Source organism: Candidatus Accumulibacter contiguus (assembly GCF_012940005.1).
Classification (GTDB): Bacteria; Pseudomonadota; Gammaproteobacteria; order Burkholderiales; family Rhodocyclaceae; genus Accumulibacter; species Accumulibacter contiguus.
On sequence record NZ_SPMX01000060.1, the window covers coordinates 36,687 to 62,203 of the forward strand.

Annotated in this window: 28 protein-coding genes; 20 read left to right on the plus strand and 8 right to left on the minus strand. The window is 62.7% G+C overall.

Annotated features, from left to right (window positions below; genetic code table 11):
- Positions 1–83 precede the first annotated feature (83 nt).
- The 5 genes from pcnB (at position 84) to panD (ending at position 4,794) form a co-directional block, all read left to right on the plus strand.
- Positions 84–1,439, plus strand: a complete 1,356-nt coding sequence (pcnB, locus tag E4Q08_RS18115; protein ID WP_169071392.1) for a polynucleotide adenylyltransferase PcnB — start codon at positions 84–86, stop codon at positions 1,437–1,439.
- 118 nt (positions 1,440–1,557) lie between these two features.
- The gene (gene folK, locus E4Q08_RS18120) at positions 1,558–2,052 is read left to right on the plus strand and encodes a 2-amino-4-hydroxy-6-hydroxymethyldihydropteridine diphosphokinase (protein WP_034915922.1); all 495 of its coding nucleotides are present in this window, start codon (positions 1,558–1,560) and stop codon (positions 2,050–2,052) included.
- Between the two features lie 530 nt (positions 2,053–2,582).
- Positions 2,583–3,395 carry a 3-methyl-2-oxobutanoate hydroxymethyltransferase gene (gene panB / locus E4Q08_RS18125; RefSeq protein ID WP_169071394.1) on the plus strand — a complete coding sequence of 271 codons (813 nt, stop codon included), beginning with the start codon at positions 2,583–2,585 and terminating at the stop codon, positions 3,393–3,395.
- 109 nt (positions 3,396–3,504) lie between these two features.
- Entirely contained in the window at positions 3,505–4,350 is an 846-nt protein-coding gene (panC, locus tag E4Q08_RS18130; RefSeq protein ID WP_169071395.1) for a pantoate--beta-alanine ligase, read from the plus strand.
- Between the two features lie 60 nt (positions 4,351–4,410).
- Positions 4,411–4,794 (plus strand): aspartate 1-decarboxylase, encoded by a 384-nt coding sequence (gene panD, locus E4Q08_RS18135; protein WP_034915916.1) that lies wholly within the window; start codon positions 4,411–4,413, stop codon positions 4,792–4,794.
- Between the two features lie 98 nt (positions 4,795–4,892).
- On the opposite strand, the gene E4Q08_RS18140 is transcribed toward panD, so the two are convergent.
- Complete coding sequence (locus tag E4Q08_RS18140) at positions 4,893–6,209, minus strand: NYN domain-containing protein (RefSeq protein ID WP_169071396.1); 1,317 nt, start codon at positions 6,207–6,209, stop codon at positions 4,893–4,895.
- Between the two features lie 67 nt (positions 6,210–6,276).
- A complete protein-coding gene (gene yaaA / locus E4Q08_RS18145; RefSeq protein ID WP_034913288.1) occupies positions 6,277–7,059 on the minus strand; it encodes a peroxide stress protein YaaA in 783 nt (260 codons plus the stop codon).
- Positions 7,060–7,160: 101 nt separating this feature from the next.
- Between yaaA and E4Q08_RS18150 the strand changes: the two genes are divergently transcribed.
- The 9 genes from E4Q08_RS18150 to bioD all read left to right on the plus strand — a co-directional run bounded on the left by E4Q08_RS18150 (position 7,161) and on the right by bioD (position 16,453).
- Positions 7,161–9,149, plus strand: coding sequence for a site-specific recombinase (locus E4Q08_RS18150; protein WP_169071397.1), 1,989 nt, complete (start codon positions 7,161–7,163; stop codon positions 9,147–9,149).
- 185 nt (positions 9,150–9,334) lie between these two features.
- Complete coding sequence (locus tag E4Q08_RS18155) at positions 9,335–9,820, plus strand: DUF2934 domain-containing protein (protein WP_169071398.1); 486 nt, start codon at positions 9,335–9,337, stop codon at positions 9,818–9,820.
- Positions 9,821–9,881: 61 nt separating this feature from the next.
- Positions 9,882–10,349 (plus strand): carbohydrate-binding protein, encoded by a 468-nt coding sequence (locus tag E4Q08_RS18160; RefSeq protein ID WP_034913293.1) that lies wholly within the window; start codon positions 9,882–9,884, stop codon positions 10,347–10,349.
- Positions 10,350–10,586: 237 nt separating this feature from the next.
- A complete protein-coding gene (locus E4Q08_RS18165) occupies positions 10,587–11,762 on the plus strand; it encodes a DUF2863 family protein (protein WP_034913296.1) in 1,176 nt (391 codons plus the stop codon).
- A gap of 7 nt (positions 11,763–11,769) precedes the next feature.
- On the plus strand, positions 11,770–13,101 hold the full coding sequence (gene bioA, locus E4Q08_RS18170) for an adenosylmethionine--8-amino-7-oxononanoate transaminase (RefSeq protein WP_169071412.1): 1,332 nt from the start codon (positions 11,770–11,772) through the stop codon (positions 13,099–13,101).
- Positions 13,098–14,252: an 8-amino-7-oxononanoate synthase gene (gene bioF, locus E4Q08_RS18175; protein ID WP_169071399.1), complete on the plus strand. Its 1,155-nt coding sequence runs from the start codon at positions 13,098–13,100 to the stop codon at positions 14,250–14,252. The genes bioA and bioF overlap by 4 nt, the downstream gene beginning before the upstream one ends.
- Entirely contained in the window at positions 14,249–15,013 is a 765-nt protein-coding gene (locus E4Q08_RS18180) for an alpha/beta fold hydrolase (RefSeq protein WP_034913306.1), read from the plus strand. Before bioF ends, E4Q08_RS18180 begins: the two co-directional genes overlap by 4 nt.
- Positions 14,994–15,764, plus strand: coding sequence for a malonyl-ACP O-methyltransferase BioC (gene bioC / locus E4Q08_RS18185; protein WP_169071400.1), 771 nt, complete (start codon positions 14,994–14,996; stop codon positions 15,762–15,764). Before E4Q08_RS18180 ends, bioC begins: the two co-directional genes overlap by 20 nt.
- Positions 15,761–16,453, plus strand: coding sequence for a dethiobiotin synthase (gene bioD, locus E4Q08_RS18190; protein ID WP_034913311.1), 693 nt, complete (start codon positions 15,761–15,763; stop codon positions 16,451–16,453). Before bioC ends, bioD begins: the two co-directional genes overlap by 4 nt.
- A 182-nt stretch (positions 16,454–16,635) precedes the next feature.
- Here bioD and E4Q08_RS18195 read toward each other — a convergent pair whose 3' ends face one another.
- Positions 16,636–17,817, minus strand: coding sequence for an acetyl-CoA C-acyltransferase family protein (locus tag E4Q08_RS18195; protein WP_169071401.1), 1,182 nt, complete (start codon positions 17,815–17,817; stop codon positions 16,636–16,638).
- 241 nt (positions 17,818–18,058) lie between these two features.
- On the opposite strand from E4Q08_RS18195, the gene E4Q08_RS18200 reads away from it, so the two are divergent.
- Positions 18,059–18,529, plus strand: a complete 471-nt coding sequence (locus tag E4Q08_RS18200) for a hypothetical protein (protein ID WP_169071402.1) — start codon at positions 18,059–18,061, stop codon at positions 18,527–18,529.
- Here the strand turns inward: E4Q08_RS18200 and E4Q08_RS18205 are convergent, their stop codons facing one another.
- From E4Q08_RS18205 to E4Q08_RS18220, 4 genes are all read right to left on the minus strand, one after another.
- Positions 18,530–19,057, minus strand: a complete 528-nt coding sequence (locus E4Q08_RS18205) for a CoA pyrophosphatase (RefSeq protein ID WP_248594992.1) — start codon at positions 19,055–19,057, stop codon at positions 18,530–18,532.
- A 112-nt stretch (positions 19,058–19,169) separates the two neighbouring features.
- Entirely contained in the window at positions 19,170–19,430 is a 261-nt protein-coding gene (locus E4Q08_RS18210) for a hypothetical protein (RefSeq protein ID WP_034913048.1), read from the minus strand.
- A 12-nt stretch (positions 19,431–19,442) separates the two neighbouring features.
- Positions 19,443–20,129 carry a retropepsin-like aspartic protease family protein gene (locus E4Q08_RS18215; RefSeq protein WP_169071404.1) on the minus strand — a complete coding sequence of 229 codons (687 nt, stop codon included), beginning with the start codon at positions 20,127–20,129 and terminating at the stop codon, positions 19,443–19,445.
- A gap of 29 nt (positions 20,130–20,158) precedes the next feature.
- A complete protein-coding gene (locus E4Q08_RS18220; protein ID WP_034913051.1) occupies positions 20,159–20,602 on the minus strand; it encodes a universal stress protein in 444 nt (147 codons plus the stop codon).
- 100 nt (positions 20,603–20,702) lie between these two features.
- Between E4Q08_RS18220 and E4Q08_RS18225 the strand changes: the two genes are divergently transcribed.
- Genes E4Q08_RS18225 through E4Q08_RS18240 form a run of 4 tightly spaced genes read left to right on the plus strand, consistent with a single transcriptional unit; the run spans position 20,703 to position 23,101 of the window.
- Positions 20,703–21,164: a hemerythrin domain-containing protein gene (locus E4Q08_RS18225; protein WP_034913053.1), complete on the plus strand. Its 462-nt coding sequence runs from the start codon at positions 20,703–20,705 to the stop codon at positions 21,162–21,164.
- A complete protein-coding gene (locus tag E4Q08_RS18230; RefSeq protein WP_034913056.1) occupies positions 21,161–21,394 on the plus strand; it encodes a DUF2249 domain-containing protein in 234 nt (77 codons plus the stop codon). The genes E4Q08_RS18225 and E4Q08_RS18230 overlap by 4 nt, the downstream gene beginning before the upstream one ends.
- Positions 21,395–21,401: 7 nt before the next feature.
- Positions 21,402–22,721 (plus strand): hypothetical protein, encoded by a 1,320-nt coding sequence (locus E4Q08_RS18235; protein ID WP_169071405.1) that lies wholly within the window; start codon positions 21,402–21,404, stop codon positions 22,719–22,721.
- Entirely contained in the window at positions 22,718–23,101 is a 384-nt protein-coding gene (locus E4Q08_RS18240; RefSeq protein WP_169071406.1) for a SirB2 family protein, read from the plus strand. Before E4Q08_RS18235 ends, E4Q08_RS18240 begins: the two co-directional genes overlap by 4 nt.
- 21 nt (positions 23,102–23,122) lie before the next feature.
- Here E4Q08_RS18240 and fnr read toward each other — a convergent pair whose 3' ends face one another.
- Positions 23,123–23,866, minus strand: a complete 744-nt coding sequence (gene fnr / locus E4Q08_RS18245) for a fumarate/nitrate reduction transcriptional regulator Fnr (RefSeq protein WP_034913074.1) — start codon at positions 23,864–23,866, stop codon at positions 23,123–23,125.
- Between the two features lie 124 nt (positions 23,867–23,990).
- On the opposite strand from fnr, the gene hemN reads away from it, so the two are divergent.
- Positions 23,991–25,388 (plus strand): oxygen-independent coproporphyrinogen III oxidase, encoded by a 1,398-nt coding sequence (gene hemN / locus E4Q08_RS18250; RefSeq protein WP_169071407.1) that lies wholly within the window; start codon positions 23,991–23,993, stop codon positions 25,386–25,388.
- Positions 25,389–25,517 lie beyond the last annotated feature (129 nt).

Sequence of the window (25,517 nt, forward strand, 5' to 3'; positions counted from 1 at the left end):
CTATCGGGAAAACGTCGGCCACCGGCTGTGGCAATATCCGTTATCATGCGCTGCGCCATAGCACCGAGCAGAAGCCACTCGCAATGATCCGCAAGTTCATCTCCCGCGTCCTCGGACGCAAAAACCCCGGCAAGCATGGCGAACCGGCAATCATCGCCGTCGCCCAGCATGGCCTGCAGCGTGAGGACATCAGTCGGGGTTGCCGACGCACCGTCGAGACCCTGCAGGAAAATGGCTACCAGGCGTACATCGTCGGCGGCGCCGTGCGCGACCTGCTGATCGGCCTGACGCCGAAGGACTTCGATGTCGCCACCAATGCGACGCCGGAACAGGTCCGTCACTGCTTCCGCCGCTCCCGCATCATCGGCCGTCGTTTCCAGATCGTGCATGTCAGCATGGGCGCAGAAACCATCGAAGTGACCACTTTCCGCGGCCACCATGGAGAAGAGGGCAGCAACCAGGCGCTCACCGACGAGCAGGGTCGGGTGCTGCGCGACAATGTCTTCGGTAGCCAGCTGGAAGACGCTGCGCGCCGCGATTTCACGGTCAACGCCCTGTATTACGACCCGACTTCCGAAACCATCGTCGATTACCACCACGGCGTTGCCGACCTGCGCCAGAAAACCCTGCGCATGATCGGTGACCCGAAAACCCGCTACCGCGAGGATCCGGTGCGCATGCTGCGCGCCGTGCGCCTGGCGGCGAAGCTGGGCCTGTCGATCGATCCCGAGGCGCGGCGGCCGATCCGCGAGATGGGCAGCCTGATCGAGAATGTCCCGCCCTCACGCCTGTTCGACGAGATGCTCAAGCTGCTCACCTCCGGGCACGCCGTGCGCTGCGTCACACAGCTCCGCGAGGAGGGACTGCACCACGGTCTGCTGCCGCTGCTCGACGTGATTCTCGACCAGGCGCTCGGCGAACGCTTCGTCATGCTGGCCCTCGAAAACACCGATTGCCGCGTCCGCGAAGGCAGACCGATCTCGCCCGGCTTCCTTTTTGCCACCCTGCTCTGGCATCAGGTGCTGGCCAATTGGGAACCACTCAAGGCGCGCGGCGAACCGGCAATCCCGTCCCTCTTTCTGGCGATGGACGAAGTCCTCGATGTGCAGGCAGAAAAGCTCGCGATCACCCGCCGGATTGCCGGTGACATCAAGGATATCTGGGCCCTGCAACCGCGTTTCGAGCAGCGTTCCGGCAAACGCCCCTACGGCGTCCTGCAGCAGCCGCGCTTCAAGGCGGGTTACGACTTCCTGCTGCTGCGGGTCGAGTCGGGCGAAATCGATCCAGCCGTCGGCGAATGGTGGACCGCTTTTCTCGATGCCAGCAACGAGGCGCGCGCCGCCATGCTGCTGCCGGCAGCGCCCGGCGAACCGAAAAAGCGTCGCCGGCGGCGTCGCCCACCTGCCGATGCCAGCCAGGATGCCAAGCCCCCGGAATGATGTGCAGCCAGCGGCGCAGCCTCCCCGGCATGGCGCCAGCACAGAGGACGCAGAACGCTTGACGGATAGCCCGTGCTCTGATTCAGGATCGCCGCATGGCGGCAGGCAGAAGTCGATCGTGTCTGACGTCTCGCACCTGGCTTTCGTCGCGCTTGGAGCCAACCTCGCCGATCCGCTGGCACAGCTGCGCGCAGCCGCAGCGGCGCTCGCCGAACTGCCCGAATCGCGACTGCTGCAGCTCTCTTCGCTGTATCGCACGGCGCCGGTGGGGATCCGCGGCCAGCCCGATTTCATCAACGCAGTTGCTGCCATCGAGACCGTGCTTGACCCGCAGCAGTTGCTCGACGCCTTGTTCGTCGTCGAACGTCGCTTCGGTCGCCGCCGCGAGTTCCACCATGCGCCGCGCACCCTCGACCTCGACCTGCTGCTCTACGATCAACGGGTGGTCGATAGCCCGCGACTGAGCGTGCCGCACCCGCGCATGCACCTGCGCGCTTTCGTGCTCGCCCCCTTGCTGGAGATTGCGCCGCTCTGCCGCATTCCCGGCCGCGGTACCGCCGCCGCCTGGCTGCCGGCAGTCCGTGGGCAAGCAATCCAGAGACTTGCAGAGTAATCATGGCTTTCATGATCGGGGGTGCCTGCAACAGCCATGACCGTTAGTAGTCGCCACGGTATCGCCGATGCCAATAACCATTTCCATAATATGGCCTCCATGGCACCACCACCGGCGGGGGATAGCCGTATACCCGTGGTGGTTCGACCACGACCACGGGTGGGTTAAGGTATGCGCGTGGCGGCCCGTAATACCCTGGTTGAGCAGGGGCAACTACGCAGCCAGCCGTGGCGACAGTGACGAGAAGCGCGAGGACAATCGTTTTCATGAGGGGTCTCCAATGCACCATAACCCTGTAACGCGCCAGCTACCGATTGGTTCGTAGTCTTTTTGTATCACCGACCCGCTGAAACTTGCCCATCTGCAAGCAGCACTGTGTATCCTAGGCGCGCTTTGCCCATAGTGGGCTTTCGCGAAGCCAGTCCGAACAGCCAGGTGCCAGAGAGGAAAAGCAATGATTCAACTGCTGGTCAAGCGCATCGAAGGCGTGCGCGGACACCGCGATTATTTCAACCGGGGAGAGTAGGCCCATGTCCACCCACGTAGCCACGCGCCGTCTGACGCACATCGACCTCGCCAGAATGCGCGCCAATGGCGAAAAGATCGCCGTCCTGACCTGTTACGACGCGAGTTTTGCACAGTTGTGCGATCACAGCGGCGTCGACGCACTGCTCATCGGCGACTCGCTCGGCATGGTATTGCAGGGCCACGACTCGACACTGCCGGTGACGCTGGCCGACATCGCCTACCACACCGCCAGCGTCGCGCGTGGCAGCCAGCGACCGCTGGTGATCGCCGACATGCCTTTTGGCAGCTTCCAGGAAAGCCCGCGGCGGGCACTGCGCAATGCGGTGGCGCTGATGGCCGCCGGCGCGCAGATGGTGAAAATGGAGGGCGGTGTCGACATGGCCGAGACGACCCGCTTCCTCTGCACGCGCGGCATTCCGGTCTGCGCGCACGTCGGCCTGACGCCACAATCGGTGCACCAGCTCGGCGGCTACCGGGTACAGGGCCGCGATGACTCCGGTGCAGCTCGATTGATTGCCGACGCGCTCGCGCAGCAGGAAGCCGGCGCCAGCCTGATCGTTCTCGAAGCCATCCCGCAAGCGCTGGCGGCCGAAACCACCGGCAAGCTCACGATTCCGACGATCGGCATCGGTGCCAGCCGGGAATGCTCCGGCCAGGTGCTCGTCCTGCACGACATGCTCGATATCTCGGCGGGCAGAAAGGCCCGCTTCGTCAGGAACTTCATGACCGGCCAGCCGTCGATCGCTGCGGCGATCGCAGCCTATGTTGCCGCCGTAAAGGAGGGCACCTTTCCGGGTCCCGAACACTGTTACTGAGCCGCCAGGATATCGTCGGTCCCCGGCACGGCACGGCACGGATACGGATAGCCGCAGCCATTCCTCAGGCAGCTTGTCATTCCAGTTTGAAAGAGGTTCAGCAATAGCCATGCAGATTCACTCGTCGATCCCCGAACTGCGCGCAGCGCTGCAAACGCGTGGCCGCATCGCTTTTGTCCCGACCATGGGCAACCTGCATGCCGGACACATGGCACTGATGAACGAGGCGCGTAACCACGGTGATTGCGTGGTCGCCAGCATTTTTGTCAATCGCCTGCAGTTCGGGCCAAACGACGACTTCGATAGCTATCCACGCACCTTGCAGGCCGACTGCGAGAAGCTCGCTGCGGCCGGTGTCGAGATGCTGTTCGCGCCGACCGAGGCGGTGCTCTACCCCGAGCCGCAGCAGTACCATGTCGAACCACCCGCGATCCAGCATCAACTCGACGGGGAATTCCGTCCTGGCCATTTCCGGGGCGTCGCCACCGTCGTTCTCAAGCTGTTCAACATTATCCAGCCACAGGCGGCGCTATTCGGCAAGAAGGATTACCAGCAACTGATGGTTCTGCGCAATATGACACAGCAACTGGCTTTGCCGATCGAGATCGTCGGCAGCGAGACCGTGCGGGCCGAAGACGGCCTGGCGCTGTCTTCGCGTAACGCTTACCTGTCGACCAGCGAACGTGCCGAGGCGCCACGCCTGCATCGCCTCCTGAGCTGCCTCGCTGCGGCGGTGCATGCCGGCGAACGCGACTTCGCCAAACTCGAACGCGAAGCGGCCGGCGAGCTCGATCAGAATGGCTGGAAAACGGACTATGTGGCCGTGCGTCGACAGTCCGATCTGCAGCTCCCGCAAGGCCCCGACGAGCAGGCGCTGGTGGTGCTCGCAGCCAGCCGCCTGGGCGCTGCGCGACTGATCGACAATGTCGAAATCGAGCTGGCGAGCAGCCATTGACAGGTAGCCATGAGCCGCTACAATTCGCTTCCCCAAACAACTCTCAACCGGTGAAATTCCATGCAGAGAACCATGCTGAAGTCGAAGCTGCACCGCGTCAGCGCGACCCACGCCGAGCTTCACTACGAAGGGTCATGCGCGATCGACGAAGACCTTCTCGAGGCCTCGAATATCCGTGAGTACGAACAGATCGACATCTGGAACGTAAACAACGGCGAGCGCTTCACGACCTATGCGCTGCGCGCCGAGCGCGGCTCCGGCGTCATCTCGGTGAATGGTTCAGCCGCGCGCCGCGCCGCGCCGGGTGACATCCTGATCATCGCCAGCTTCGCGACGTACACCGAGATCGAACTGGCCAAATATGCGCCGCAACTGATCTACGTCGATACGCAGAACCGGATCGTGCGGATCGCCGGCAAGATCCCGACGCAAGCCGCCGCCTGAGCGCAACACCAGCTCCGCACCGACAAAGCCGCGACACCGATCGCGGCTTTTTTGTCGCTCCGCGACTTTCACATTAAGGGCAGGGCAGCGCCGGCTGATCAGGCCGTTTCCGGCAGCACTTTCGGTTTGCGTGGACGACGACTGCGAGTAGCCGGCTTTTTGACGGCACTGGCTTCTTCTTCATCCGCCACCGGGACGGCCTGCACTTCTGCAGGTACACCCGGCTCAGCAACCGGGATGACTTCGTGGCCTGCCTCCTCAAGCGACGACACAGCCGATGGTAATTCGGCGCCAGTCTGCGCTGCCGTGACCTCCAGGACGAGTTCGACCGGTTCTGCTGGCGCCGCTTCGACGGACGCAACGAGTTCGTTCACTTCCTGTACGGGTTCTTCGACCGGCACGCTTTCCTGCCTGGCCAGCCGCGGCTCCCTGACCCGCTTGATGCCTTTCTCGGTTGCCTTGCGCCGGCCCTCCCCCTTGCGACGCACAGCCGCCGGCTCGCTTGCTTCTTCACCCACTGCGCTCTCGGGTTCGAGCGGAACGACCGGCAAGGGCTCGGCAGGCACCTCGGCGCTTGCTTCCGGTCGAGCCACCATACCGTTGCTGCGAAAGACGTAGGTGCCGGATTTTTCATCGCGACCAATCTCGAGCAGGCCACGCGCCTGGGCTTCCTCGAGCAGGTTGCCGAAAGCCCGAAAGCCGTAATACGATTCGCTGAAATCGGGTTTGCGCCGTTTGATCGCTTCCTTGAGCATCGACGCCCAGATCTTGCTGCTGTCGCCACGCTCGGTGACCAGTGCCTCAAAAGTGGCAACGGCCAGTTCGATGGCCTTGCTGCGGCGTCCCTCGAGTTCCTGCCTGCGTTGCGCATCCTCCTCCGGCGAGCGCCTGACCACCGGCTGTGCTTCCTTTGAATCCCGTCTCGCCGAGCGCTGCATCTCGCGCACGAGGTCGTCATAGAAAATGAACTCGTCGCAGTTGCCGATCAGCAGATCCGAGGTCGATTGCTTGACACCGACACCGATCACGTACTTGGCGTTCTCCCGCAACTTGGAAACCAGAGGCGAAAAGTCCGAATCACCGCTGATGATCACGAAGGTATCGACATGCGACTTGGTGTAGCACAGATCCAGTGCATCGACGACCAGCCGGATGTCGGCTGAATTCTTGCCCGATTGGCGCAGGTGCGGGATCTCGATCAGCTCGAAGCTGGCCTCGTGCATGGTGGACTTGAAACCCTTGTAGCGTTCCCAGTCACAGTAAGCCTTCTTGACGACGATACTGCCCTTGAGCAACAAGCGTTCCAGGACCGGCTTGATGTCGAACTTGTCGTATTTGGCATCGCGAACGCCAAGGGCGACATTCTCGAAGTCACAATACAGCGCCATGATGGCGGTTTCGGGCGCTACGGCCATGATTCATTTTCTCCCCAGGTTGTGATGCGCCACGCACCAGCGGGGCGACTTGAAAGTCTTGCCGAAGTCAGGCGGCCAGGCGGCGCCGAAACACCCAGGCGCTGTCGCTCGCGGATTCTTCTGCATGCATATAGACGTAGCCGTCGCCGGTAAAGTCCTTCAGGCTGGCCGCCGTCATCAGGCGATTGACGATTGCATAACGCGCCATCAGCCCGCGTGCCCGCTTGGCGTAGAAGCTGACGACCCGGAACCTGCCGCCGCTCCAGTCTTCGAAGACCGGTCGAATCACCGGCACCGACAGTTGTTTCGGCCGGACGGCCTTGAAGTATTCCTCCGAGGCGAGATTGACCAGGACGGTTGCGTGCGCGTCGTGCACCGCGGCATTGATCGCGTCGGTGATGCGCTCGCCCCAGAAGGCGTAGAGGTCCCTGCCGCGTCGATTGGCCAGACGGGTTCCCATCTCCAGCCGATACGGCTGTATCAGGTCGAGCGGGCGCAATAGCCCGTAGAGACCGGAGAGGATGCGCAGGTGACGCTGCGCGAACTGCCAGGCTTCCAGAGCCAGCGACGGCGCGTCGAGCCCGTCGTAGACATCGCCATTGAAAGCCAGGGCCGCCGGTTTGGCGTTATCCGGGGTGAACGGCCGTGCCCACTCGGCATGGCGGTTGACGTTGAGCACCGCCAGTGGATCGCTGATCTTCATCAGGCTGGCGAGCTGCGCCGGCGACAACTCGCGCAACTCGTCGATCAACTCCTGTGAGTCGTCGAGAAAGAGTGGCTGGCTATGCTCGGCAAGCGCCGGCGGCGTCCGGAAATCGAGACTCTTGGCGGGGGAAAGGACAATGATCATCTGCTGGTTCCAGGCGATGGAGGATTCCCGGCACGTGCTAAGATTCAGCCATTGTAATCGACAGCGATCGACCGGCGCGGATTCCGGCGCGACTTTAAACCATGGAACCACTCCTCAAGCGCCTGCTGCTCCCGGATGCGGATCTGACTTCCTTGCTCGCCCTCCTGGTCGACGAAATCCGGCCGGCAAAGGCGCAAGACTTCGAGACCGCCAGGCGAAATCTGCAGGCCCTCTGCTACCTTCTCAGCATCCACCCCGAGTTACGATCGGCTTTGCGCGCCGCCTTCAACACGCTGCTCAGAACGCATCGCCACATCGAGTTGTACACCACCACCGGCATCCTGCCGAATACCGGATTCGCCTCCGAAGGTTTTCGCCGCATCGGCCACAAGCTCCTGCCCGAGGTGCTCGACCCCGGTTTGCTGCGCAGCGTCCTGCGCAGTACCTTCGACCGGCCAAGTGACCGGCATTGGGTGGTCGGCGTCGGCGACGACGCCTGGTTGCGACTGCTCGAAGCCATGCATTTCGACGAGGAGCCGACCAGCGAGACCTTTCCACACTCGCTACTCGAACTGCTTCGCTCGCTGCGCGTGCTTTCGTACGGGATTGCCGCCTGTGGCATGGAGCCGGAACTGCTGCGGCTGGAACCGTCACTGGTGACCCACGAATCGCCCTTCGTCGCGCAAAACCTGGAGATGGCCGACTACATCGAGGCCTATCCGGACCACTGGGGCAAGTCCATCGCAGCAGACAGCGACGATCTGCACCTGCGTGTTCTGTTCGGCCAATGCCAGGAGGTCATCGAACGGGTACGCAGGAATGCGGCCCGCAATGGAACCAGCATCCACCTGACCTATCAACTGCAGCGCCTGCGGCAACTGTTGCGGCGCAGCGAGCATCTGCTCGACATTCTCGCCGGCCTGCACGGCGATCTGGACGAGGCGTCGGCTTACCCGCCAATCGTCAGCCTGTTCACCCGTCTGGTGAGCGACGAATGCCTGCGCAACGATCTCGGCAGGCACTGGCGCCAGAACACTGAACTGATTGCCTTGCGGGTGACCGACAACGCCAGCCGTCATGGCGAGCACTACATTACCGAAACGCGCGCGGAATACTGGTCGATGGCACGTTCGGCAATGATCGGCGGGGTGGTCATTGCCGGCATGGCCTGCCTGAAAATCCTGCTCGCCAAAGCGGCCTTGCCACCCCTGACTGGCGCCCTCGCCTTTTCCCTCAATTACGGGCTCGGTTTCTGTCTGATCCACATTCTGCATGGCACCGTCGCCACCAAACAACCGGCAATGACCGCCAACGCGATTGCCGCAAGCCTCAGTAACGGCGGCGGAAAATTGCGCGACATCGAGGCCCTGACCGACCTCATCGCGCGCACCTGCCGCAGTCAGATCATCGCCATTCTGGGCAATGTCTGCATCGCCATTCCGCTCGCCGGGCTGATTGCCTTCGCCATCTTCAGCAGCAGCGGCGAGCATTTCACCAGCCCCGACAAATCGCTGCATCTGCTCGAAGAGCAGAGCCTGGTGCATAGCGCGGCCGTATTCTATGCCGCCATCGCCGGCGTCTGCCTGTTCATCTCCGGACTGATCAGCGGCTATTACGACAATTACGCCGCCTACAACCGCATCCCCGAACGTATCCTGCAACTCGGCTGGCCGCAGCGCCTGTTCGGCGAAGCGCGCATGCGCCGTGGCGCGGCCTACATCGGCGACAACCTCGGAGCGCTCGCCGGCAATCTGCTGTTCGGTTTTCTGCTCGGAGGAACGACCTTCTTCGGCCTGCTGGTCGGGCTGCCGATCGACATCCGCCATGTCGCATTTTCGTCGGCATTCATTGGCATCGCTTTTGTCGGCCTCGACCTTCTCCCGGATCTGTGGCTGCTCGCCTGGGCGGTGCTTGGCGTTGCCACGATCGGTTTCATGAATCTCATGGTCAGCTTTGCGCTGGCGCTCAATGTCGCCCTGCGTTCGCGACAGGTTTCCGATCCGCAGTGGAAAAACCTGGCGCGATCGGTCGTCTCGCATCTGCGTCGACAACCCAGGGATTTCTTCATGCCGCCAATAAAGACGGCCTGACCGCTTCGTCTGCCGGGCAGACCCCGGCGAACGGGCAATCGCCAGTTCGAGAGCCCGGAGTGCTCGATTCGCCTTGACCGCCAAGCGCTATTTTCCTATCCTGCGAGAGTACTCAAGGAACGGTTGATCCGCGCCTGCAGCCCCCACTCACCCCACTCCACCGACCTCAACAGCAAGGAATGATCATGACTGAAGAAAAGAGCACGACCAAGAGAGCACCCGCCGCCAGGAAGACGACGACCGCGACGGCAACCGCCAGTACTGCAGGGAAAACGCCGGCCGTCAAGGCGGCGGCGGTAAAGAAACCGGCTGCCGTCGCTGCACCTGCACCTGCCGCTCCTGCACCTACCGCTGCACCTGCGCCTGCCGCTCCTGCACCTACCGCTGCACCTGCACCTGCACCTACCGCCGCTGCTCCTGCCCCGCAGAAGATGGCCTCGCCAAAGCCGGCCGCTACGGCCATTGCTGCCGAAATCGAGAGTCTGCAGTCTGCACCCACCGAGTGCGCGGCGCCCGTTGCAATGCCGGTGAAGCCAAGCCCCGAGGACCGCTATCGCATGGTCCAGTCGGCGGCGTACTTCATTGCCGAGAGGGACGGTTTCCGGGGAGCTGACACCGATTACTGGGCGCAGGCCGAAGGGGAAATTGCCGCACAGCTTGGCGAAGCGTGAACGCCTCGCAACCCTCTCCAGCAGTTCCAGCAATGCATGCTACTAACGTCGGGACCAAACCATGCACAAGCGACTGATTGACGAAAACCCGCAGCTCACTGCTGCGGCAGACTGGCTCAAGCTCGACGAACTGGCAGAGGTCGAAATCAGTTCGGAGGATGCCCGGCATCCGATCGAATCGGCACTCTTGGCTGGAGCAGGCAGCGGTTGGCGTGCCGCCGTTCCCGGCAAGCAGACCATCCGCCTGCTTTTTGCACAACCGCAGCAGCTTCGCCGAATCCGCGTCCGCTTTGTCGAGACCGCCATGCAGCGTACGCAGGAGTATCTGCTGCGCTGGTCTGGCGACGCCGGGCAATCGTTCCGCGAAATCGTGCGTCAACAGTGGAATTTCAGCCCGGAAGGTTCAGTGACTCAAACCGAGGAACATCGGGTCGATCTCTCCGGAGTGACGGTGCTTGAGTTGATCATTACGCCGGATATCGGCAACGAGCACGCGCTCGCTTCGCTGGCAGAACTGCGAATCGCCTGAAGCACTTATCCACTTATCCACTTATCCAGCCGGCAGGCACGCTTGCGCAACCGGCTGGAGTTTCCTGACCTGCATGGATGCCACAATCCTGATGTCTTGAAGAGGCATTCCTGTATCTCTCTTTCGTGCAATAGAGTTCCAGCATGCGGCCGCGTCGCCAACAAGATGCATGCACGCCAACGTCAAGCCCGCCAGCTTGGTACAATGATGAATTGACCGTCCCGCAGGCTCCCGACCATGAAACGCAACCGCTTTACCTCCCGCAAGCGCATTTCGGCTGATGCCACCGAGTTGAGCCGTCTGGCCATAGGTCTTGCCGAATCCGGCAGCAAGCTTGAGGACCTGTTCTGGCAAAACCGTCTCGGCGAACTCGTCGACAAGCTGTTCCATGACGGCGCCGAGGATGACTTCACCGGCTCGCTGGACCGCCTGTTCGACACGCATGCCATGGCGCATGACGATCTTGCAGACACCATCGAGGCGCACGCCGAGTCGTGTGTGCTGTCGCATCTCGGGCAGGAGTTCGACATTCTGCTCTTTGCCGCACCGCTCTTGGCCTGGTCGCGATTTTCGATTCCCACCGTGGCGATCCCGAAGAGCACCCTGCAGACGCTGAAGGTGCACCTCGGCGCGCATGTCTTTGCTGCGGGTGCCCGGCTGGCGCTGGCCGATTATCTGTATAGCCCGGATCAACTGCCGCACAGCTTCGTCGATACCTGGCAACTGATGCAACAACTGGGGATCGCCGCGATGGCCGGCAGCGACATCAGTATCGACGCGTCGAGCATGCCCGAAACCAATCGCTTTCTTTCCGATACCCGTTACCTCGTCGGTGCGCTGGCGGTTCGCCGTGGGCAGCCACTCTTTCGCTGGAACGAGGCCGACAAGAGCACTCGCGAGAGTTCCCTCAGGGAGTGGCTGAAACAGGGCGGACCGTGCTTCGAGGCTCTGCTCACCGGCTGTGCCTATGAGCCCTTGCTGGCTGACGCCTACCACGCCGCCTGCCGGGCGGCCGACAGTGCCTCGCGCCCGTACTCGCTGAACGCTTCGGTGGCGTTTCTGCAAGCCACCCTCGGGCAGCCCGCCGAAAGCCTGCGGGCAGTCATCGGTGGCTTCCACGACAAGCGGCTCGAGGAATACCGGATCGGTTTCGGCCCGAAGGACAGCGACGTGGTTTTTCATGGCGTCGTCTGGCCCTTGCTGGGCATCGAGGATGAAACCACCGATGTCGCCGGCGAGATCGAAACCGCTTTGCGCAAATCCGGCCTCAGGGACGTGGTCGCGCTCGACCAGCAGTTTCCCTACGAGTTCTGTGACGATTGTGGTGCGCCGCTCTATCCGAATATCGACGGCGATACCGTACACGCCGAGATGCCGGAGCAGAACAACGCACCATCACAGACCCTGCATTGAACCGATGATGGGCAATCGCGATCTGCTGCAACGCAGCCTCGACGCCGTCTGGCATCCGTGCACCCAGATGAAGCAGCATGCGGCCGCGTCCGAGGCCCTGCCGCTGCTTCCGATCGCCAGCGGCAAGGGGGTCTGGCTGTATGACTTCGACGGCCGGCGCTACCTCGACGGCATCAGCTCGTGGTGGGTCAACCTCTTCGGCCACTGCCATCCGCGCATCAATGCGGCGCTGCGCGAGCAGCTCGATGAACTCGAACATGTCATCCTCGCCGGCTGCACGCACCGGCCGGTGGTCGAGCTTTCCGAGCGGCTGTCGGTACTCGCCGGCGGCATGCTCGGCCATTGTTTCTATGCTTCCGACGGCGCTTCGGCAACCGAAATCGCGCTCAAGATGTCTTTCCACTCCTGGCAGAACCGCGGTCGCCAGGACAAGCAGGAATTCCTGTGCCTGACCGGCAGCTATCACGGCGAGACCATCGGTGCGCTCGCGGTCACCGACGTCGCCTTGTTCAAGGACGCCTACGCGCCGCTGATCCGCCCGGCCAGCACCGTGCCGACGCCCGATGCACGCCTCGCCGAGGCGGGGGAAACCCCGGTCGAGGTCGCCCGCCGCGCGGCCGCCGCACTCGAGAGCCATCTCGAACGACACCATCCGCGCATTGCCGCGCTGATCGTCGAGCCGCTGATCCAGTGTGCCAGCGGCATGGCGATGTACGATCCGGAATACCTGCGCCTGGCGCGTGCCCTCTGCGACCGCTACCAGGTGCATCTGATCTGTGACGAGATCGCCGTCGGTTGTGGGCGTACCGGCACCTTCTTTGCCCATCAGCAGGCGGCGATCCAGCCGGACTTCCTCTGCCTGTCGAAAGGCATCTCCGGCGGCTACCTGCCGCTGTCGATCGTCATGACCAGCGATGCGGTCTACGCCGATTTTTATGACGATCAGATCAGCCGCGGCTTTCTCCACTCGCACTCCTACACCGGCAACGCGCTGGCCTGCCGGGCGGCCCTGGCAACCCTCGACCTCTTCGCCGACGAGCAGGTGATCGACGCCAATCGCAGCCTCGCCGAGCATCTCGGCAACTGCCTGGCACCGCTGGCCGGTCACCCGCAGGTGCGCCACCTCCGCCAGCGTGGCATGATCGCTGCGTTCGACGTGCACACCGACGATCCGGAGTTCTCGCAACGTTTCTACCGGCAGGCCCTGGCCAACGAAATCCTGCTGCGACCGATCGGCAATACCGTCTATTTCATGCCGCCCTACGTGATCAGCCGCGATCAATGCGCGTTCCTCGTGGATCGCGCCCGCGCTGCACTCGAGGCGGCGCTCGGCAGATGATCTGGGAAGAACTGCAAAGCGAACTCGATACTCTGCAGCGTGACGGTCTCAAACGCCACCGCCGGACTCTCGAATGCCCTTGCGGACCGCTAGCCCGGCTTGACGGCCGCTCACTGCTCAGCTTCTGCAGCAACGATTACCTCGGCCTGGCCAATGACCCGGCGCTGGTCGAAGCCGCCTGCGCCGGTGCCAGGGCCTGGGGCGTCGGCAGCGGCGCTTCGCATCTGGTCAGCGGCCATCTCGGCGCACACGCAGTGCTCGAGGAGAAGCTCGCCGCGTTCACCGGTTTTGCACGCGCCCTGCTCTTCTCGACTGGCTACCTGGCCAACCTGGGGATCGTTCCGGCGCTGGTCGGGCGTCACGACGCGGTGTTCTCCGACCGGCTCAACCATGCCTCCCTGATCGACGCCGTGCAGCTCTCGCGCGCCGACAGCCAGCGCTACCCGCACGGCGATCTGACGGTACTCGAACGTCTGCTCGCCGCGAGCCCGGCCAGACGCAAGCTGATCCTCAGCGACGCGGTGTTCAGCATGGACGGCGATCTCGCTCCCCTGCCCGGCCTGCTGGCGCTCGCCGAGCGCTTCGATGCCTGGCTGGTGGTCGACGACGCGCATGGTTTCGGCGTTCTCGGTCGGCAGGGACGCGGCAGCCTTGATCATTTCAACCTTCCTGCGGCCAGGCGCCTCGTCTATATGGGCACCCTCGGCAAGGCAGCGGGCGCTGCCGGTGCTTTCGTCGCCGGTGACGCGACGGTGATCGAATGGCTGGAGCAGCGGGCGCGAAGCTACATTTTTACCACCGCCGCCAGCCCGATCATCGCCTGCGCGCTGACCGCCAGTCTCGACCTGATCGCTGCCGGCGATGCCCGTCGTCAGCATCTGTGGCAACTCGTCGCGCAGTTGCGCGCTGGACTCGCAGACACGCGCTGGCAGCTACTGCCTTCACCGACGGCGATCCAGCCGGTGATCATCGGCGACAACCATGATGCCCTGCGGGTCGCCAGCGCGCTTTTCGAGCGAGCCCTGTGGGTACCGGCGATCCGGCCGCCGACGGTGCCCAGGGGAAGCGCGCGTCTACGCGTGTCGCTGACCGCGGCCCACAGCGAAGCCGATCTGGCCCGCCTGGTCGACGCCTTGCGAGCGCTGGCATGAGCGTGCTCATCGGCAAGGATCCCGAACTCGCGCTGGTGCACGGCTGGGGGCTCGGCAGCGCCGTCTGGCAGCCGCTGCTCGTGTCCTTGTCGCGATCCTGCCGGGTGCACCCCGTCGATCTCCCCGGCTACGGCCAGTCACCGGCCAGCGATGCAGATTTCACCGAGACGGCACGGAGCCTGATCGATGCGCTCCCTGATTCGGTGATCCTCTGTGGCTGGTCACTCGGTGCCATGCTGGCCATGCGCGCCGCCCTGCTCGCACCGCAACGCGTCGCCGGCCTGGTGCTGGTCGGCGCCAGCGCCAGTTTCGTCCAGCGCGGCAACTGGCAGCAGGCGCAGGCACCGGAATTGCTCGACAGCTTCTCGGAGAATATCCGGCAGCAACCGGAACAGACCCTGCAGCGTTTCGTCGGGCTGCTGAACCAGGGCGACGAGCAGGCGCGGGCGCTTGGCCGCACGCTGCGCGCCGGCCTGCGCGCCGGCCGACTGCCTGACCCGGAAACGCTGCGCCGCGGCCTCGACTGGCTTCGGGACCTCGACCTGCGTTTGCTACTGCCGAAGATTGCGACACCGAGCCTGCTCATCCATGGTGACCAGGACACGCTCAACCCGCTCGCGGCGGCGAAGTCCATGGCGAAAGCGATGCCGAACGCCCGCCTGGAGGTGTTCGCCGGCGCCGCACACGCACCCTTCCTTGCCGATCCCGATCGCTTCGTAGCCCTGCTGGACGATTTCTGCCATGCCCGAACCGCCTCCTAGGCAGCGTGTCCGCGAATCCTTCGATCGCGCCGCAGCCTCCTATGACGATGCTGCAGTGCTGCAGCGACAGGTCTGCGAATCGCTGCTGGCAGGTTTTACACCGACTCCGGAACCGACCAGCATCCTCGACGCCGGCTGCGGTACCGGCTACGGCGCCCGCCTGTTGCGCAACCGCTGGCCAGATGCGACGATTACCGCGGTAGACTTCGCGCCAGCGATGCTGGCCCGGGCACGCCAGGACGCCGACCTTTGCCTTGCTGCCGACATCGAGGCCCTGCCCTGCCAGGCGGACTGTTATACGACCTGGTGGTCGAACCTGACCGTGCAGTGGTGCGCTGTCGGCCCCGTTTTCCGGGAAGCGCGGCGCGTCCTTCGCCCAGGTGGACAACTGGCGCTGAGTACGCTCGGTCCCGGCACCTTCGACGAACTGCGCGTGGCCTTCAGCGGCATCGACCGCCACCGCCACACCCTTACTTTCAGCGAACCAGCGACGATCGAAGCAGCGCTGGCGGGTGCCGGCTTCTGCGAAATCCGCCTGCACCGCGAGACCATCAGCCTGCACTACCCCGACCTGAAAACCCTGTTGCGTGCGGTCAAGGACATCGGCGCCAACTCGGTCGGCGAAGGTGCGCGCAGCGGCCTGCTCGGGCGTGCCGCCTGGCAGCGGGTACAGACCGCCTACGAAGCGCACCGCACGGCGGCCGGTCTGCCGGCACGTTACGACGTGATTCTTGCCTACGCCAGAAAATGACAGACCCACGCGGCTGGTTCATCACCGGCACCGATACCGAGATCGGCAAGACTTTTGTCGCCTGCGCGCTGCTGCACGCCTGCCGTCAGGCCGGGCTGAGCGCAGTGGCGATGAAGCCGGTCGCCGCCGGTCTCGATGAGCAGGGTCGCAACGAGGACGTCGAACGCCTGCTCGCGGCTTCGTCGATCGAGCCCGCACGTTCGCTGGTCAATCCCTACGGATTCGGCGCTGCGATCGCGCCGCACATCGCCGCCGCAGAGGAAGGCCGTTGCATCGAGCTGCCGCACATCGCCGCGTCTTTTGCTAAGCTGCAGACCCTCGCCGACGTGGTTCTCGTCGAGGGGGTCGGCGGTTTCCGTGTGCCGCTCGGCACCGACTGCGACACCGCCGATCTGGCGGTCATGCTTCGCTTGCCGGTGATTCTCGTCGTCGGCATGCGCCTCGGGTGCATCAACCATGCGCTGCTGACCCAGCAGGCGATCGCTGCCTGCGCTCTGCCGCTGGCTGGCTGGGTGGCCAACCGCATCGATCCGGCGATGTCCCATTTCAGCGAGAACCTGGCGGCACTGCAACAACGGCTGGCAGCGCCGCTGCTCGGCGTCGTCGCACATGGCACGACACCCGCAGAAGCCGCGCGCAGTCTGCGGTTACCGGCTATGGGACTGCCTTTGCCGCCATCGCCGGTCTAACGGTCATGACTTTTCCAGGCACCCCCGATCATGAAAATCATGACCGTTTCCCTCTCCCCCCGACCCCTCCCCCGCAAGTGGAGAGGGGAGTTTCGTGAGTTGCTGACGCGACTTTCACATTAAAGACCGGGCACGTAGGTCGGGTTAGCGCAGCGTAACCCGACCTACTCAGAAAGCGAAGATCAGGTGCGTTCGAAAATCACCGCAATGCCCTGCCCGCCACCGATGCACATGGTGACCAGCGCATACTTGCCGCCGATACGTTGCAATTCGTAGATCGCTTTCGTCGCGATGAAAGCGCCCGAGCAGCCGACCGGGTGGCCGAGGGCGATTGCCCCACCATTCGGATTGGTTTTCACCGGGTCGAGGCCGAGCCCCTTGTTGACCGCAATGGCTTGCGCGGCAAAGGCTTCGTTGGACTCGATGACGTCCATCTGATCGAGCGTCAGGCCGGCCTTCTTGAGCACCGCTTTTGTCGCCGGGATCGGACCTTCGCCCATGAGTTCGTTCGGCACACCGGCAACGGCGTAGGCAACGAGACGGGCAATCGGCTTCTGACCAGCACTGGCGGCGACGTCGGCAGCGGTGAGCACCATAAAGGCGGCACCGTCATTGATTCCGGAGGCATTGCCGGCGGTCACTGTCCCGTCCTTGCTGAAAGCGGGTTTCATCTTGGCCAGGGTTTCGATCGTCGTCGCCGGTTTGACATGTTCATCGGTATCGAACACGACATCGCCCTTGCGGGTTTTCATGACGATCGGAACGATCTGCGACTTGAAGCGGCCCTCGGCGATGGCAGCGGCAGCACGGCGATGCGACTCGGCGGACAAGGCGTCCTGCTCTTCACGGCTGATATGCCACTTGCTGGCGAGATTCTCTGCAGTGACGCCCATGTGACCCGCACCGAACGGGTCGTTGAGCGTGGCGACCATCATGTCGATGGCCTTGGTGTCGCCCATGCGGGCACCACTGCGCATCGCCGTCAACATGTAGGAACCACGTGACATGACTTCGACACCACCGCCGATACCATAGTCGGCGTCGCCGAGCATGATGTTCTGGGCAGTCGTCACGATGCCCTGCAGGCCCGATGCGCACAGACGGTTGACGGCCATGGCCACCGAATCCATCGACAAACCAGCCTGGATCGAGGCGACGCGGGCCACATAGGCAAAGCGCGAATCGGTCGGAATGCAATTGCCGACCGTCACGTAAGTGATTTGCTGCGGATCGACACCGGAACGGGCGATCGACTCCTTCATCACGGTGCCGGCCAGCTCATGCGGCTCCATATTGGCGAGCGAACCACCGAAGGTGCCAATGGCTGAACGGACCGCGCTTAGTACAACTACTTCTCTGCTCATGAAGAAACTCCTGTAAATAATCGATCAACCGCCTACCAGACTGGCAAGCCTCATCAAAAACAAGCACCGCAGCAGCGCACGCCAGACATCACGAAATCCGCAGCAGCAAGCCGCGCCGGCAGCCAGTCAATGATAGCAAAGGTTCGCCGTGCAAAGCTTCTGAAATTGCCCTCTTCGGAAATCACTCCCGCGTCGCTCCGCGCATGCGAAGCGCCAGCCGAATGTCAGTATAATGGCGGAAATGGATCTGTCGTCAGTCTTCAGCAAAACTCCCAAAGGCATCGAGGAGATCTCTACCCGCGCGAGCCACCTCCCTTTTCGCATGCGCGCCATGTTGATCATGGTCGATGGGCAGCGTACCGGAAACCAGTTGCTGGCCTTTGGCGCCTCCGTCACCGAGGGCGCACAGCAACTGGCTGCCCTGCTGGATGGCGGGTTCGTGCAGGTACAGGCGCTGGGGAGCAAAGCAGCCGTTCGGCGACCACCACCACCAGCCGACGAGGACATCAGCCTCGCCAAAAGCTACACCGTCCGATCTTTGCAGGAATTGCTGGGTTCGCAGGCAGGCACACTGATCGCCGAGATCGAGCAGGCAGAGACCGCCGACGATCTCCGCAAGAAGGTCGGAAAACTCCGTGCAGCGCTGCGCGCTGCACCCGACCAGAACAAGGCGAAGCAGTTTCTGGTGAAACTCGCGCTGGTGCTCGATTGATCACCCCTTGGCAAGTGCCCTCCAGAGGGACAGAATGATCCCTGCTGTCGCTCCCCAGATGAAGTACTCTCGGTATGGTATCGCGGTGTAGTGACGAAGCCTGCCGCGGTAGTGGAGCGAATGCTGCTGGTGGTTGGCGGAATCCAGCAGAAAAGCCAGCGGCACCTCGAATGCCTCGGCCACCTCGAACGCGTCGAGCTGCAACTCGAAGGGCGGGTTCACCAGAGCCACCACCGGGGTGACCCGAAAGCCGGTACTGGTGAGGTATTCCGGCAGGTAGCCGGCGACTTCGACATGCTCGGCGGCCAGACCGATCTCCTCGGCTGCCTCGCGCAAGGCCGTATGCGCCGGCGAAGTGTCCGTCGGCTCGCGCCGCCCGCCCGGGAAACTGATCTGCCCGGGATGATCCTTCAGATGCGCGGTGCGCTGCGTCAGCAATACCGTCGGCCCAGCGATGCGTCGAACGATCGGGAAGAGCACGGCGGCCGGCAGCAATTCCTCATCACCGACACCGTCTTCGAGCACCATCGTCGCCAGCGCAGGCTCGCGGTGCAGAACCTGGCGTACTCGGTCGAGGTCCACGACGCCGCTGCCGGCTGTTGACCCGAACGCTGACCCGATCGCAGGCTCGAGCAGGGCCTCAGGTACGGACACGCACTTCCTTCTCGATCTCGGCACGCACCGCGGCCAGCGCGTCGCGCAAGGTTTCTTCGGGCAGGGCATTGAGCGAGCTCGAAACCAGATTCGCGGACTTGATGGCTCCCTGCGGCAGCAGACTGCTGTCCAGAGAGGCGACCAGTGCGGCAGTTGCACCGACGACCTGCAGTAGCCTCTGCCGCTCGCCCATCAAGAGTTCGAGTTCGTGGCCCAACATCGATACTTTTTCGTCGCGGTGAGGCATATTCGACTTCTCCTAGTAGCGCTTCCTGAGAGTCATGGTCTGACCATCGCGCTGCATTTCCATCCGGTTCAGGAAACTCATGCCCAGCAGGGCAAACGGCAGATCCTGCTGATGCACCAGGGCATCGACATTATTCAGGACAATCTCGCCAACCCGTACCGTATCCAGCTTGACATGAATCACCGACGCCGGGCCATTGGCCGTATTGGTGATCCCCCGCTGTCCTTTGCTGGCGTCAATCCCGATGCGCCGCGCATCGCCGGCACCGAGCGAGATCATTGTGGCACCGGTATCCACAAGAAAGCGAATGGTCGTTCCGTTGATGTTTCCCGTGGTCAGAAAGTGGCCACTGCCGTCAGCCGTCAAGACCGCCTTGCCACCCCCATCGCCCGAGGGTTGCGACGCGACGTTCTGCCCAACCCGCAGGATACGCTTCTTTCCGTCGATCTCGATAGTGGCGGTGTCATTATCGACCGAAAGCACCTTGACGCCTTCGTCGGTTTTCGCGCCGACGGCCACGGTTCGCGGCGCCCCACCATTGATGGTCAGCAAAGCCTTTCCTGGAAAGACACCGGCCAGCCCGACGTCAGCCGCCAGTGCAGGCCAGTAGAGCGTGCACAATGACAGGCAGAGTATCTGCCGAATCGCCGTCCAGCCGCAACGCCAGCGGCCACCCCGGCGAATGCAGTGCTCGACCATAACGTACTCTGCAGGCAAGCCTGGCGGAATCAGCGGTAAACGAGCACCGGAATCTTCGAGTGCGTCAGCACCTTGTTGGTTTCGCTGCCGAGCAACAGGGCGGTGATACCGCGACGACCATGCGAGGCCATGAAAATCAGGTCGCAGCCGGCTTCGGTCGCAGCGTCGATGATCGCCTGATAGGGAACGTCACTGGTCAGCGACAGCTTGGCGACCTGGACACCCTCGGCCGCGCCGAGTTCGACGACGAAATCCAGCGTCTGCTGGGCTTGTTGCTCAGCAAGTTCGGCAAACTTCTCGGGCGTCGTCGGGTCGATCAGCGCCCCTTCACCATAATAAGTGACCGGGTATTCCGGTTTGGCGAAGAACGCCGTAATGCGCGCGCCAGTCTCCTTGGCGAAGGAAATTGCCCGACGGGCAGTGTCTTGGGAAAGCTCGGAGCCGTCGGTAGGGACAAGGATGTGTTTGAACATGGCATTTCCTCCACAGAGAATTCATTTTAGTTGATATTGGTCATGGTTGGCGGCAAGCATCCGCCAGACAATGATAGTGTTAATTCAGCGAGGTTTCTGCATGCACACGATCACGAATTTCATGGCCAACGATCATCGCTCTTGTGACCATCTGATGGTCGCGGTCGAGCAGGCTGTCGCCAGCGGCGACTGGGAACTGGCGAGGACCGGATTCGGTCGTTTTCAGGAGGCGATGCAGGATCATTTCGCGGCCGAAGAATCGCTCCTCTTTCCGCTCTTTGAACAGAGCACCGGCATGTACCGGGGGCCTACGCAGGTGATGCGCGGCGAGCATGCGCAGATGCGACAATTGCTCGCCGCCGCCGCAGCGGCGCTGGCCGAGCAGGACGCAGACGATTATACTGGCACTGCCGAAACGCTGTTGATCATGATGCAGCAACATAACCTCAAGGAAGAGAACGTGCTTTATCCGATGTGTGATCAACATCTGGCCGATCAGGTCGAAGCCTTGCTGCCGGAACTGCAGAAGCAGCTCACCGGATCCGAAAAAGTCCCGACATGACCAGGATCGATGCCGACATCGTCATCGACGCGCGCGGCCTCGAACCGCCCGAGCCGATGCTGCGCAGCATGGAAGCGCTCGATCAACTGGGCACCACCCAGAAACTCCTGGTGCTGCTCCCCCGCGAACCTTACCCGCTCTACCGGGCGCTCGAGATCAATGGCTTCTCCTGGCAGACGGCGTACCGGCCTGACGGCACGGTGGAAGTCCTGATCCAGCATAAACCATAAATATTCAATGCAGGCGCTGCTGTCGTTTGACCAGGCGCCGCCGTTTGCCGCACCGTTCCGCTTTTTTCTCACTGCTCCGCTGTTCGCCCTGCTCGCCGGCATGCTTCTGTTGTGGAGCGGGCCGGAACTGTGGGCCTCGCGCTGGACACCCGCAGCGCTGGCACTGACGCATCTGATCAGCGCCGGATTCATGCTGCAGGTGATGCTCGGGGCGATGATCCAGATTCTGCCGGTAGTGGCCGGAGCGAACATCGCGCAACCGCTGCTGCTGGCGACCCTGGTGCATGTCGCGCTCACCTCGGGTGCGCTGCTGCTGGCCGCAGGCTTTCTGACTTCCGAGCCACTTGCATTCCGCCTGGCGGCGCTGCTGCTGGGCAGCGGCGTGGCACTCTTCCTTGGCGCCGCTGGCCATGCTCTGTACGGGGTGGCATCGAGCAATCCCACCATTCGCGGCATGAAAATGGCATTACCCGGTCTGGGCATGACCGTCGGCCTCGGAATGCTGCTGGCAATGGCGCTCGCCGGATCGTTGACCGTGCCGCTGCTGCAATTGACGTCGATTCACCTTGCCTGGGGCTTCGTCGGCTGGAGCGTCCTCTTGCTGGCGAGCGTCGCCTTCGTGGTCGTACCGATGTTCCAGATCACGCCGCCCTATCCGGCCTGGTTCACGGGCCGCTTCGCCGGCTCCCTGCTGGCGCTGTTGTGCCTGTGGAGTATCGCTGCGGGCGCTGGCTGGGAATGGCCGGCAGCGCTGCTGGCAGACGCAGTGCTGCTGACAGTTGCCGCACTGGCGGTGCTGACGCTGCAACTCCAGAGCCGCAGCAAGCGCACCCGCTTCGACGCGACCCAGCATTACTGGCGACTGGCGATGCGGTGCACGCTGGCCAGCTGCGTGCTGTCGCTGGCGGCAAACCATCTGCCGGTACTCGCCGAGGAGCAGGAATGGTCGCTGCTCTGCGGTGTGCTGGCACTGTTTGGCGGTGGCCTGTCGGTGATGATCGGCATGCTCTACAAGATCGTTCCTTTTCTGGTCTGGTTGCACCTGCAGAATCTGGGCGGTGGACGGGTGCTGGCACCGAACATGAACAAGGTGATCGCCGCGCGTCAGATCGACCGGCAGATGTACGCCCACTTCCTGGCGCTGGCCTTGCTGCTGGCCACCGCGTTCTGGCCCGGGTACTTCAGTTATCCGGCCGGACTCGCGCTGCTGCTCGCCAACGCCTGGCTGCTGCGCAACCTGCTGACCGCCCGTGCGTGTTATCGGCAGCAGCGCTTGAAGATCGCCATCCGAGCTGCGTCCACGCCCGCCGAGCAAGGCCCTCGATGAGCTACCTGTTCCTGAAACATCTACACATTGGCTGTGTCGTGCTCAGCGGTGCCGGCTTCCTCCTGCGTGGTTTGTGGATGCTGGCGGACTCCTCCTGGCTGCAGCGACCAGGAATACGGGTATTGCCTCATCTGGTGGACACCGTCCTGCTGACCAGCGCGATCGCCCTGGCCGTGCTCAGCGGTCAATATCCCTTCGCCGCCGCCTGGTTGACCGCCAAGCTGGCCGGTCTGCTGATCTACATCGGCTGTGGGACGATGGCACTCAAACGCGCGCGCAGCAAGGCGCAGAGAGCCGTCTTTCTGGTCGCCGCAGTCACTGCATTTGCCTACATCGTTGCCGTGGCCTTGACGCGCAGCCCCTATGGCTTCATGGCCTAGCTGGCCTGAAGCGACTACTGCCTAAGTACGCTGGTGAGTCATCAGTTTTTTCAGGCCTTCGGTATGGAGAATCCGGATTTTTCTTTGATGCACGGCGAGCAGCCCTTCTTCCTGGAAATGCGAAAAGGTGCGACTGACGGTTTCCAGTTTGAGGCCGAGGTAGCTGCCGATTTCGTCGCGCGACATGCGCAGATTGAATTCGGCAGGCGAGTAGCCGCGGGCCTTGAAACGTTGCGAGAGATTGAGGAGAAATGCCGCCAGACGTTCCTCGGCGCGCATTGTCCCGAGCAACATCATCACCCCGTGGTCGCGAACGATCTCGCGGCTCATCACCTTGTGGAAGTGATGCTGCAGGGTGTGGATTTGTCTCGACAGCCCTTCGAGATGCGAGAAGGGAATCGCGCAGACTTCACTGTCTTCGAGGGCAATGGCATTACAGGTATGAATTTCGCTGCTGATGCCGTCAAGGCCGAGCAACTCGCCGGTCATCTGAAAACCTGTGACCTGATCACGGCCATCCTCGATCAGCACGTCGGTCTTGAAAAAACCGCTGCGCACCGCGTAGATCGATTCGAAGACCTGCCCGGCGCGATAGAGATAATCGCCTCGTTTCAGTCGCCGGCGCGCGGAAACCAGTTCGTCGAGCTTTTTCAGTTCCTCCGGAGCGAGGCCGATGGGGAGGCACAGCTCGCGGAGGTTACAGTTCGAACAGGCGGTTTTCACGATTTCAAAGGCCAGCCTCGCAGTCGCGGCATCTTTGGACATCTGATCTTTTTTCTCTTCGTGAGTCGCATACGCGACTTTCACATTAACCCTGCGTTTGATCCACGTCAACCCGACGGCATCGCCTCGGCCCGATAATGCAGACAACAATTAGTGTCGTGGGAACATGAACTCTGCCGCAGGCAACCTGGTTTTTGATCCTCAGATCATCCGCCGTTTCGACATCAACGGTCCGCGCTACACGTCGTATCCGACCGCAGACCGCTTCGTTGAAGCCTTTGGCGCGGAGGCCTCCAGACTCTGGCTCGGCAAGCGCAATATTGGCGCCATCAGCCGGCAGCTGTCATTGTACTTCCACATTCCCTTCTGCAACACCATCTGCTATTACTGCGCGTGTAACAAGATCATCACCAAGGACCACGGCCGTTCCGCCAAATACCTGAAATACCTGGCACGCGAACTGGCACTGCAGAGCAGCTATCTCGAAGGCGGCGATCAGGAAGTGGCACAGTTGCACTGGGGAGGCGGTACGCCGACCTTTTTGTCACACGACGAGATGCGTCAGTTGATGGCCGCGACACGCAGGCACTTCAGACTGATCGAGGGTGGCGAGTACTCGATCGAAGTCGATCCGCGCAAGGTGGATCGCGCCACCGTCGAACTGCTCGGCGACCTGGGTTTCAATCGCATGAGCGTCGGCGTGCAGGATTTCGATGCGAGCGTCCAGTTGGCCGTGAACCGTGTGCAGAGCGAGGAAGAAACCTGCGCCGTCATCGACGCAGCACGCGCCACCGGCTTCAAGTCGATCAGCGTCGACCTGATCTACGGCCTGCCGAAGCAGACGGTGATGGGCTTCGGCCGCACCCTCGAGCGCGTGATCGAACTTGGTCCGGATCGCGTCTCGATCTATAACTATGCCCACCTGCCCAGCCTGTTCAAGCCGCAACGCCGCATCCTGGAGTCGGACATGCCCTCCGCCGACGCGCGTCTGCAGATTCTTGCCCTGGCGATTCGCAGGATGACCGATGCGGGCTATGTCTACATCGGCATGGACCACTTCGCGAAACCCGACGATGAACTCGCGGTCGCGCAGCGGCAGGGCAGACTGCACCGCAACTTCCAGGGATATTCGACGCATTCGGACTGCGATCTGCTGGCCTTCGGCATCTCGTCGATCAGCAAGGTCGGACCCACGTACAGTCAGAACGTGAAGACCCTCGACGAATACTACGACCGGCTGGACAGCGGCACCCTGCCGGTCTACCGCGGCATCGAGCTGAACGCGGATGACCTGCTGCGGCGTTCGATCATTCAATCGCTGATGTGCCATTTCGAACTGTCGATCGAGTCGATCGAAATTGCCCACCTGATCGACTTCAAGACCTATTTCGCCACCGAACTCGGCGACCTCCACGAAATGGTCGACGCCGGCCTGGTTCGTGTCGACGACAAATGGATCAGCGTGCTGCCGCGCGGCCGTATGCTGGTCAGAGCGATCTCGATGGTCTTCGACCGCTATCTGCGCGCCGACCGACAGCGTACCCGCTACTCGAAGGTGATCTGAACGCGGCAGGCAGAACCGCTGCCGAGTCTCGTAACGATGACCCGAACAACGGGCGATCAGCCGGAAGGAGTAGAATCGGCGTACTGCCTGCCCGGCGCTACCACTTGCCACGAACGGTCATGACCTATT